The sequence below is a fragment of the Gilliamella sp. GillExp13 genome (genome assembly GCF_001690815.1).
In the GTDB taxonomy this organism is placed as follows: Bacteria; Pseudomonadota; Gammaproteobacteria; order Enterobacterales; family Orbaceae; genus Gilliamella; species Gilliamella bombi.
In genome coordinates this window covers 20812-31344 of record NZ_LZHJ01000042.1, presented here as the reverse complement: position 1 = coordinate 31344, position 10533 = coordinate 20812, and the positions used below count along the sequence as shown (strand labels likewise).

Sequence of the window (10533 nt, the reverse complement as noted above, 5' to 3'; positions counted from 1 at the left end):
GTTTGAATTGTTCATAGCGCGCTTTATTTTGATAAAGATAGTTATAGATTGATTGGACGCTGACTTTCTTTAAACGTGCAGCAATCTGCTCTGGGCTGTAATAAAGCATGAGGTATTTTTCAACTTGGCGCCATACCGAAGACTCTATTGGCTTACCATTACCGCTGTTTTTTCGCCTTTTCCTAGCTAGGGTTACCGCATCATGTGCTTGATAGGCTTGATTAGGTTTTGAGTTTCTTTTTATCTCTCGACTTATTGTCGAAGGATGTCTATTGAGTAGCTGGGCTATCTCTTTTTTATTCTTTCCGGCTTGTAATAATACGAAAATTTGGTATCTTTCCTTCCTAGAAAGGTGATTATAATACATAGCAATCTCCAAACTGTGGTGGTGCGAAGGTGCTAGTATAAATCACCTTTCTACTTTCTTCACTCCACCGTGTTTAAAATTGCACTTCATGTTTGAATCCAGGATTTTAACTTTATGATGAGTTAATATTTGTTTTGTCATAGTAGACGTTAATAATGGTAATAACTTACCTACTCAGCAAGTTTTTATAAAGATGCCTTAATGCCATTGCAGGATGATAAATTAACATTCTTGGACCAGAAAACCGCATTACCTGTTTAATTTTTAGTTTATAATCTTTACGATAACAATGTTTAGGGCAACGTTCACATGTCGTTTTTTCTTCACCAAAACGGCACATTGTTAAGCGTTGCATAGCATATTGCAACAGATCTTTGCATTCCTCACATAACTGACGATGTTGGCTATGATGTTGTTTAAAGCAATATAAATAGATCATTGCTCTTACTGTTGCTTTTTCTTGCTGTATTTTAGGACCGTTATTGTTTGCAACCATAATTACATACACGTTAATTAAGAAAGTGATAAAATAAAATCATCTAATATGATCACAAGGATTTGTTGTAATGGCAAGAATTATCAATAAAGACACAACTGTTTGCATGTCCCTTTCAGCAAGACCAAGCAATTTTGGTACTCGCTTTCATAACTATTTGTACGAAAAACTCGATCTTAATTACTTATATAAAGCCTTTACTACCAATAATTTGAAAGATGCGATTTATGGCATTAAGGCCTTAGGTATTAGAGGTTGCGCCATTTCAATGCCCTATAAAGAAGCTTGCATTGAGTTTATTGATGAATTAGATGACTCGGTAAAATCTATTCAATCGATAAATACCATTGTTAACACCAACCATCATTTAAAAGCTTATAACACTGATTATATTGCCGTTGCTAAACTCATTGTAGAAAATAAGATTGATAATACAACACCATTTGTATTAAAAGGCAGCGGAGGCATGGCTAATGCGGTGATCGGAGCTTTTTATGATGAGGGATTTAAAAATGGTATTATTGCCGCACGTAACCAACAAAAAGGCGAAGCATTAGCCAAACGATATGGCTATAAATGGGTAAAGGATGAGCAAGAAATATTGTCACACCAAGCAAAATTAATTATTAATGTTACCCCAATTGGTATGTTTGGTGGTATTGATTCTGAGGCGCTTGCATTTCCCACAACTATGATAAAAAATGCCGATATTGTGTTTGATGTAGTTGCCCTTCCCGTTGAAACTCCCATGATAAAATATGCCCAAAAACTAAATAAAATTATTATTTCAGGTGCCGATGTTGCTGTTATACAAGCACTTGAACAGTTTGTTTTATATACTGGTGTAACACCAAGTGAAAAGTTAGTAAGACAAGCAGGAGAATTTGCAAGGCAAGGTTAAATAATATTGTCCATTCCACCGTGTTCAGCGGTGGAATTTAAATAAAATTTAATTTAATAATTTATAACATTGTCTGATGCAATTTATTATATACAACTAATAATTTTTGGTGCATATCAAACTGTTCTAGATTGTTATTGGTCTGTTTTTCGATTTTCGTATAATTAGCTAAACCAAAAAATGTTTTGTCACCATTAGCGTATTGCCACATATCATCAACACAGGTTTTACCATACATTTTATTAAATGCGGCTTGATAGTTATTAAACTGTTTTTTGTCTCGTTGTAAAATAAAATTAACTAATGTCTGTAAACAACGATAAGCATGATTGCGTGATGGCGTGAATATAGACTCGTTCATTTCAATCGTCCAATCAATCCACTGTTGTGCTTGTATTAAGTCTTTACCTGCCAATGCCAGCATTGCTTTTAACTCGCCAACGCGAAGAGTTAACCAAGCATTATCGTTACCTGTTGCTATGCCTAGCAGTTCTCGAATTCGAGCATAATCATCAAGCCCTTCATCATCAAGCTGTTCAATAATTGCTAGGTACTGTTTAGCTGTACGTTTTTGGTAAGGTAATGACAAAATAAGCTTACGTAATCCAATAGCCATATTGCTATTGGCAATTATAAGATCTTCAGGAGGATAAATTTCAGACATACCAACGGCCAGAATTCGGCAAGCATAAACACCAAGGTGTTCGTAGTCCATAATTAACACTTCAGTTTTATGGTGGGTAAAAATAGTCATCAAATTTGCAAATTCTTGGTCGGTTGTACCAGAAAAGTCCCAATCGACAAATTCATAATCTGCTTGTTCATTAAATAGATCCCATGAAATCAAACCGCTCGAATCAATAAAATGCGTTTCTAAATTACTAAGATCAGCAATATCATCATTATCAAAACTTGGAGGTGAAAACACATCAAGATCTTTTAAACTGCGTCCTTGTAGTAATTCTGTTACTGTTCTTTCAAGCGCAACGCCAAAATTTGGATGGGCACCAAATGAGGCGTAACACGTTCCATTTTGTGGATTAAATAACACTACACAAATAACCGGAAACTCTCCACCCAATGAGGCATCAAAACAGTAAAGCGGAAAGCCTTCGCTTTCAAGCGTATCAATTGCAGATAAAACGGTTGGGTAACGGTTAATCACTTCAATTGGGATAATTGGTAAGCTAATGCCTTCGGCTATAATCTTATTTTTAGTATAACGCTCAAAAATTTCAGATAACCCTTGTACTCGGGCCTCATTACAAGTATTACCGGCTGACATACCATTAGAGGCATATAAATTAGCAATTAAATTAACTGGCACATAAATAGTTTGTTTATCAGACTGCTGTTCAAAAGGTAAAGCGCAGATACCTCGATCACCATTACTTGATTGTAAATCAATTAAATCTGTTGCACTCAATTCATGATCAGGATCATAAAACTTAAGTAGTTCTTTGGATAATAGTCCTTTAGGTAGTGAATTATCTTCAGGAATAGTGAACCATTTTTCACTTGGATAATGCACAAAATCGGCATTCGCTATTTGCTCTCCTAAGTAAAAATCTGAAAAAAAGTAATTGGTTGATAATCGCTCAAAATACTCTCCTAAAGCCGATGCTAATGCCGCCTTTTTGCTTGCGCCTTTACCATTAGCAAAGCACAGAGGACATTTAGTATTTTGAATATGCACTGACCACACATTAGGTACTGGATTTAGCCAAGAACTTTCCTTTACTTCTAAATCATATTTTGCTAATTGCTGCTGAAAATAGTTGATTGAATCTTCAAGGGAAGCATCTTTACCAGGGATATAAGTTTTCATAAGTTAATCTCAAAATAATTTTATGTTATAATTGTTGTGCTTTTCAAAATTTATCACTTTATACGCAAATATAAAAAAATAGAAGTAATAAAATCAATCCAACTAAAAAGGAAATAAAATGAACAAAAAAATAGACTTTAAAGGCTTTACCATTAAAGACTTATTCTTCTTTGATAAAATGTTAACACCTTCTTGTATCACTATCGTGTATTGGATCGCATTATTACTTATTGGAATTAGTGCGTTCTCTATGATATTAGGTAGTTTTGCTGCATTTACTTATAGTTTTACTATGGGTTTAGTTGCTTTTTTCACCGGTATTGTTACCTTAGTTGTGGGCTTTATTTCAACTCGCATTGGTTTTGAATTAATTTGTGTACTATTTAATATTAATCAAAATATTCAAAAATTAGCTAATGAAAAGACCAATTCAGAAAAACAAGAAGAATGTTCTGATACAGATGCTATTAATTAATATCGTTTATTTAACTATATAGCTTAAAAATGCGGGACAAATTCCCGTATTTTTATTTGCATATTGTTAAATCAAAAAAATCAGTTAACCATCATTAAGATCGCTAAGAGGCCATCTTGGTTTAACACTAATAGCTAGATCTGAATACTGCCTCGCTTTTAAATGAATCATACCAGCATAAGCAATCATGGCACCATTATCGGTACAAAATTCGAGCCTTGGATAAAAAACTTTTCCTTTTCGTTGATGCATCAACTCAGTCAATTTAGTACGCAGTGTTTTGTTAGCACTTACCCCACCAGCAACTACTAAATTTTTAAGTCCAGTTTGTTCAAGTGCTCGCCTTACTTTAATCACCAATGTATCAACCAAAGCATCCTCAAATGCTCTAGCAATATCTGCTTTAGTTTGTGCATCAATATGATGATTATCATTATGTTGATGAATCATATTAGCTGCAGCTGTTTTAAGGCCTGAAAAACTAAAATCAAGCCCAGGACGATCAGTCATTGGCCTAGGAAAATGGAATCGCGCTCCACTACCCTGTTCAGCCAATTTTGATAATTTTGCGCCACCAGGATAATCTAAACCAAGCAATTTGGCTGTTTTATCAAAAGCTTCTCCTGCAGCATCATCAATTGATTCGCCAATAAGTTCATATTTACCAATACCAGTTACATTAATAAGCTGTGTATGCCCTCCTGAAACTAATAATGCAACAAAGGGAAATTTAGGTGGATTATCTTCAAGCATCGGCGCAAGTAAATGGCCTTCCATGTGATGAACTGCAACAGCTGGTACGTTCCAAGCATAAGCAAGCGATCGTCCAATTGATGCGCCTACCATCAAGGCTCCAATCAATCCCGGACCTGCAGTATAGGCAACCCCATCAATATCGTGTGCGGTTAAATTAGCTTGTTTTAAAGCTGCTTGAATTAATGGCACGGTTTTACGAATATGATCGCGTGATGCTAGCTCTGGCACCACACCACCATAATCAGCATGTAATTTAATTTGTGAATAAAGCTGATTTGCAATTAAACCATTGACATCATCATAAATGGCAATGCCAGTTTCATCACATGAAGTTTCAATACCAAGGATCTTCATTAATGTCTACCTACAAAATCAGCAAAGTCTTGTTCACTCCATAGATCTTGTTCTGTTATATCTTTATCGGGAATACGATATTCTTCGGTTGCCCAATCACCTAAATCGATAAGCTGGCAACGCTTACTGCAAAATGGACGATAAAGACTGGTTTGACTCCATTCAACTTCTTTTTGACAAGTTGGGCACTTAACAAATGTAGTATTTTTATTCATTTCAACTCTTTTTATTAACTGTATTCGATCAACAACAGGCTAATTCAAATTCAATTTCATCAGTATTGACGTTATCGTAATTCTCAAGTGCTAAAAAGCGAATACTATAACGCGACAAATGACCAGATACTTGAGGATATACATTTTTATCTAAAGAAATTCGAATACGAATCAAATTAACATCACCATTTGTTTCTTGAAAAAAGTTATTGGTATAAACAAACGGTCTAAATTCCCCTAACCGTCGAATTAATTGCATATAACATGTTAGAGATTTATCAAGTATTGATAAATGCTGTAACCAATTTTTTATTTGATTATAACGCCTTTCTTGTGAAATTCTGAGCCATAAATGAAACGAAGGCAAGTCAAAACTACAACATCCTCCTGGAATCATTAAACGTTGACGAATGGCTGTAATAAATCGATCATCTTTTAATGGTTGTCCTAAACGCCCGATTGCATTAAATTGGACGATAAAATCATCAAATTGGTGAATCAGGTCATTAAGTAAATCATGATCCACGCCTTCAACATTTAACCACAAGATTAACTTTTGTTTTTGCGATTCAAGCTCTTTAACCAAATCACCTTTAATATCATTACGCTCAATAATCTCTAACAATTCAGACAATGCATGAAAAAAAATCAACGCACTATTGTCATTAAAATGACAATGTACATTTAATTGATTTAATAAAAATTCAACTCGAAGCCAAGTGCGCATTTTTTCATTTAATGGATGTTCAAAAATAATATTATTCATCTATTCTAAATCTTACTTTTAAAGCTATTTAAATATTGTTGATGCAATAGATTAACTTGTGTTGTTAGCGACAGCAAATTACCGTCATTAACTATAATATCATTAGCATAAGATAAACGTTTCTTTAAAGATACTTGTGACTGTATCATCTTTTTAGCTAATGATTCACTAACATTATCCCTTTTTACTAATCGTTCCAATTGTAGTGAAAATGGGGTATCAATTATCAGCACACGATCAGCCCAAGTATGCAAATTGTTTTCAATCAATAACGGCACAACCCAAATTAGATAGGTTGTACTTTGCATAGCAATTTGTTTTTGGGTTTCTTGTTGAATGATGGGATGCAATAAATCATTAAGCCAAAGCCGTTCATGATCATTATTAAAAATAATTTCACGAAGCTGACTACGATCAAGTTCACCATTAGCAAGCAAAATTTCTTGGCTGAAATGCTTAACAATTTGGTTAAACGCATAGCTACCTGCGTGCACAACTTGCCTTGCTATAATATCTGCATCGATAATAGGTACACCTAATTTAGCAAACAAATTGGCAATAGTGCTTTTGCCACTGGCAATACCACCACTGAGCGCAACAACATAAGGCATAAGGCAAATCCCAATCCAACAAAAAATTGCTCTATTATAGCATATATGTAAGTTGATTAAATAATACTAATAAAGAGAAAGATTCAGTTGTTAATTAGCTATTACATTTCCAGAATAATTCACAAAATTAGCGCATAATAACACCCCCCCCCATAAATTAACCACCAATTGAAAAATAAATTAAATAAAACAGTTGTTTTATATTATTAGCTGTATATAATCACATGTATCTGTATATAAAAACAGGAATATGTAATGAGACCGTTAACTGATCGCCAACAACAGATTTATGATTTAATAAAAAATAACATTAAAACTACCGGTATGCCGCCCACACGTGCTGAAATTGCTCAAAAATTGGGATTTAGATCTGCTAACGCAGCCGAAGAGCATCTGAAAGCTTTAGCTAAAAAAGGCGCAATTGAAATGATTGCCGGCTCATCGCGTGGAATTCGCCTTTTACTTGAAACACCTATTGAGCCAAACGAACAGGAAGGTTTACCGCTTATTGGACAAGTCGCAGCTGGTTCGCCAATATTAGCGCAAGAGCATATTGAAAGCCATTACCAAGTTGATCCTTCACTATTTAAACCTCGCGCAGACTTTCTGTTAAGGGTACAAGGTATGTCAATGAAAGATATTGGTATATTTGACGGTGACTTGTTGGCTGTACATAAAACCCAAGACGTTAAAAATGGACAAGTTGTTGTAGCTCGTATTGATGATGAAGTTACGGTTAAACGGTTGTCGCGTAAGGGCAAGCATGTACATCTACTTGCCGAAAATGCCGAGTTTTCGCCAATCAAAGTTGATCTAGAACACCAAAATTTTGCCATTGAAGGATTAGCGGTCGGTATTATTCGTAACGGATCTTGGATGTAAGCAAACTCATAGACGCAAGTATATAGAAGTATAGCCAAAGTTAGTATAAAATAGCATTCAACTAACGTGTGGGAGATTACTATGTGGCTATTTTGGTTATACGAATTTTTAGGGTTTATAGCAGTTTTATTACTCGTTTTTGGGTACTGCCGTTTTAGAGGGATCGGTTTTTGGCTTTTTACTTGGAAACATCTAAAATGGGTTGCTTTAGCTGTATTAATTACTTGGTTAGGTATTGCATTACTTTGTCGCGTTGATTTATATAATGCAACTCACTGTTATTTTAGAGGGGAAAGTATGCGAGCTAACACAAAATATTCTATCTTTTTAGGCGAGTGCCAAGTAGAAACGCCTAGCGGCAGTTATGTTCCTATTGAACGAGCTAGAGCATTACCTGGCTCAAGTCACCATGATGATGATACCGACTCTACAAGCGATTTTTATCCTATAAATTAACATGTTGTCAAATCGACAAACAACCAAAATCCGGCAAATGTCATTACAATTGTCGGATTTTTTATTTTGAAAGATCAATAAAATCATAAATAAATTGCAAAATAATCTGTTTGTTTGAATCAAATTATTAATTGTTTTGCTTACTAGCCTGCTGAAAAGCCAAATAACGTTGCTCCAACTTTCTAAAACTAAAAATCAACATAAAGCTCACACAAAGATAAATCACAGCTGCAATACCAAAAGCATGAAAAGGTTGATAAGTTTCAGCATAAATATCGCGTGCAATCTTCATCACATCTGGCACAGTAACAGTAAAAGCCAGTGCAGTTGAATGCAACATAAAAATGACCTCGTTACTATAAGCTGGCAATGCAATACGAAATGCTCTTGGAAAAATGATATAACGATAAAGTTGAAAACGATTAAAACCAAGTGCTGTCGCAGCTTGAATTTCGCCATTTGGCACATTCCGCATAGCTCCAGCAAAAACTTCAGTAGTATATGCGCAAGTGTTTAGGGTAAAGGCTAACACCGTACAATTTAAACCACTTTGAAAAAAATCTCCTAACCAAGCATTATTTTTAACCACACTTAAGGTATATATACCAGTGTAAATAATCAATAACTGCACATATAAAGGCGTACCTCGAAAAATATATGTAAATAGCCAAATAGGTAGTTTAATCAGTTTATTTTGTGCGTTTCGCCCTACCGCTAACGCTAGCGACAAAATTCCCCCCATTAAAACCGATAAAATAAAAATCCATAGCGTCATCGCAAGACCAGTGATATTATAACCATCGGTCCATAATAGTGATTGCCAATATTGTTGAATAATTTCTAACATGAGTTCTTATAATTTAGTTTTAGTAATGCCAATAGAATAATGCCGTTCAAGCCACCATAAAATGATATTAGATATTGATGTAAAAAACAGATAAAACACCCCAGCAATCAAAGCAAATAACAAAGGTTGGTACATAGCTTCGCCTGCATTTTTAGTAGCTTTAACTAAATCCGACAACCCCAATAACGACACTAATGCTGTAGCTTTTAACACAACTAACCAATTATTAGCAATACCTGGCAGGGCAAAGCGCATCATTAAAGGAAACATTACATACCGAAACACTTGCACTTTACTTAAACCAAGCGCTGTTGCTGCCGCTAAGGTGTTTCTAGAAACAGCAAGATAAGCTCCTCTAAAAGTTTCGGTAAAATATGCCCCATAAATAAAGCCTAACGTAATAATACCAGCGATTAAAGGATCAACTTCAATAAAAGGAGCGTTAAAATAATCAGTTATATTATTAACCAAAAACTGCAAGCCAAAAAAGATTAGCATCATCAACACTAAATCGGGTACACCTCGAATTAACGATGTATAAGCCTGACAAAGCACATTACATACTTTTGAATGACTCAGTTTACCTAATGCACAAACAATACCAAGTATCATGGCCAGTAGTAGCGATGTCAATGCTAAAATAATAGTCAACCATGCACCTTGACAAATTAAAGAAATATACCCCTGCATGGTTTATTTTTTATTACCGTACACATTAAAATCAAAATACTTATTGTTGATTTTTTGGTAGGTGCCATCAGCTAAGAGGTCTTTTAAAGCTAGGTTAAAGGCCTCGCGCAACTCATTATCATTTTTACGAAAACCAATTCCTACTCCAACATCAAAGTAGTTCGCATCGGTTAGAGCATCCCCAGCAAAAATAAAACCTTTACCTTGTGGCTGTTTTAAAAAGGCATAACTGCCAGTGACTTCATCTTGCAATGCCGCATCTAAACGACCTGCCACTAGATCAGAAAATACTTGTAACTGATTTTGATAAGGCACTATAACTACACCGTTCGGACGCCACATTTCGTTGGCAAAATGTTCTTGCGATGTACCTTGCTCAACACCAACACGCTTACCTTTCAATGACTCAGCATTAGGCATTAAATTAGTACCCTCTTTAACAATCAAACGTGAATAAGTCATAAAGATTTCGTCAGAAAAAGCGATCTGTTTTTTACGTTTTTCAGTCATCATTAGCGAAGACGAGATAATATCAATCTTTCTTGATAATAACGACGGAATCAACGCATCGAAGTCGGTCGATTGAAAACTACATTTAATATTGATCTTTTCACACAATGCTTTTGTGATTTCAATGTTAAATCCAGTAACTTCACCATTAGCATCAATAAAATCAAAAGGCGCATAGGACGTATCCGAACCAACTTTAATCGATTCAGGTAACGCAGCATAACTTGCCATTGGCAAGCTTAAACAACCGAAAATAAATAATTTTTTTAATAAATTCTTCATGTTTAATCTTTCCTTTTTTATTTAAGGCAATAATATAACGTGTTCTGAGGTAATTTTATAATAAAAAAAAGTTATTATTGTGCTGTGTAAAATTAGA

14 protein-coding genes are annotated in these 10533 nt (G+C 34.8%); 4 read left to right on the top strand and 10 right to left on the bottom strand.

The features are described from left to right. Window positions 1-367: helix-turn-helix domain-containing protein (locus A9G37_RS03415; RefSeq protein WP_065574630.1), on the bottom strand; the 367-nt coding region annotated here is incomplete at its 3' end. A gap of 166 nt (window positions 368-533) precedes the next feature. Next, the gene (locus A9G37_RS03410) at window positions 534-863 is read right to left on the bottom strand and encodes a nitrous oxide-stimulated promoter family protein (protein WP_065574629.1); all 330 of its coding nucleotides are present in this window, start codon (window positions 861-863) and stop codon (window positions 534-536) included. A 70-nt stretch (window positions 864-933) separates the two neighbouring features. On the opposite strand from A9G37_RS03410, the gene A9G37_RS03405 reads away from it, so the two are divergent. Beyond that, on the top strand, window positions 934-1764 hold the full coding sequence (locus A9G37_RS03405) for a shikimate 5-dehydrogenase (protein ID WP_065574628.1): 831 nt from the start codon (window positions 934-936) through the stop codon (window positions 1762-1764). Between the two features lie 61 nt (window positions 1765-1825). Here A9G37_RS03405 and ycaO read toward each other — a convergent pair whose 3' ends face one another. Then, a complete protein-coding gene (gene ycaO / locus A9G37_RS03400) occupies window positions 1826-3592 on the bottom strand; it encodes a 30S ribosomal protein S12 methylthiotransferase accessory factor YcaO (protein ID WP_065574627.1) in 1767 nt (588 codons plus the stop codon). A gap of 118 nt (window positions 3593-3710) precedes the next feature. Between ycaO and A9G37_RS03395 the strand changes: the two genes are divergently transcribed. Beyond that, window positions 3711-4067 (top strand): DUF4282 domain-containing protein, encoded by a 357-nt coding sequence (locus tag A9G37_RS03395; RefSeq protein WP_218059291.1) that lies wholly within the window; start codon window positions 3711-3713, stop codon window positions 4065-4067. An 84-nt stretch (window positions 4068-4151) separates the two neighbouring features. Here A9G37_RS03395 and tsaD read toward each other — a convergent pair whose 3' ends face one another. From tsaD to coaE, 4 genes are read right to left on the bottom strand one after another with little or no spacing between them, the layout of a single operon-like run. After that, window positions 4152-5177: a tRNA (adenosine(37)-N6)-threonylcarbamoyltransferase complex transferase subunit TsaD gene (gene tsaD / locus A9G37_RS03390; RefSeq protein ID WP_065574626.1), complete on the bottom strand. Its 1026-nt coding sequence runs from the start codon at window positions 5175-5177 to the stop codon at window positions 4152-4154. Beyond that, on the bottom strand, window positions 5177-5392 hold the full coding sequence (yacG, locus tag A9G37_RS03385; RefSeq protein ID WP_034911369.1) for a DNA gyrase inhibitor YacG: 216 nt from the start codon (window positions 5390-5392) through the stop codon (window positions 5177-5179). Before yacG ends, tsaD begins: the two co-directional genes overlap by 1 nt. Window positions 5393-5420: 28 nt before the next feature. Further along, window positions 5421-6158 carry a cell division protein ZapD gene (gene zapD, locus A9G37_RS03380; protein WP_065574625.1) on the bottom strand — a complete coding sequence of 246 codons (738 nt, stop codon included), beginning with the start codon at window positions 6156-6158 and terminating at the stop codon, window positions 5421-5423. A gap of 5 nt (window positions 6159-6163) precedes the next feature. Beyond that, window positions 6164-6769 (bottom strand): dephospho-CoA kinase, encoded by a 606-nt coding sequence (gene coaE / locus A9G37_RS03375; protein WP_065574624.1) that lies wholly within the window; start codon window positions 6767-6769, stop codon window positions 6164-6166. Between the two features lie 255 nt (window positions 6770-7024). On the opposite strand from coaE, the gene lexA reads away from it, so the two are divergent. Both lexA and A9G37_RS03365 read left to right on the top strand, forming a co-directional pair. After that, the gene (gene lexA / locus A9G37_RS03370; protein ID WP_034911355.1) at window positions 7025-7651 is read left to right on the top strand and encodes a transcriptional repressor LexA; all 627 of its coding nucleotides are present in this window, start codon (window positions 7025-7027) and stop codon (window positions 7649-7651) included. 81 nt (window positions 7652-7732) lie between these two features. Further along, window positions 7733-8107, top strand: coding sequence for a hypothetical protein (locus tag A9G37_RS03365; protein WP_034911352.1), 375 nt, complete (start codon window positions 7733-7735; stop codon window positions 8105-8107). Window positions 8108-8234: 127 nt separating this feature from the next. Here the strand turns inward: A9G37_RS03365 and hisM are convergent, their stop codons facing one another. From hisM to A9G37_RS03350, 3 genes are read right to left on the bottom strand one after another with little or no spacing between them, the layout of a single operon-like run. Continuing rightward, window positions 8235-8954 (bottom strand): histidine ABC transporter permease HisM, encoded by a 720-nt coding sequence (gene hisM / locus A9G37_RS03360; RefSeq protein ID WP_065574623.1) that lies wholly within the window; start codon window positions 8952-8954, stop codon window positions 8235-8237. 6 nt (window positions 8955-8960) lie between these two features. After that, window positions 8961-9644 (bottom strand): ABC transporter permease, encoded by a 684-nt coding sequence (locus A9G37_RS03355; RefSeq protein ID WP_065574622.1) that lies wholly within the window; start codon window positions 9642-9644, stop codon window positions 8961-8963. 3 nt (window positions 9645-9647) lie between these two features. Next, the gene (locus A9G37_RS03350; protein ID WP_065574621.1) at window positions 9648-10436 is read right to left on the bottom strand and encodes a lysine/arginine/ornithine ABC transporter substrate-binding protein; all 789 of its coding nucleotides are present in this window, start codon (window positions 10434-10436) and stop codon (window positions 9648-9650) included. Window positions 10437-10533 lie beyond the last annotated feature (97 nt).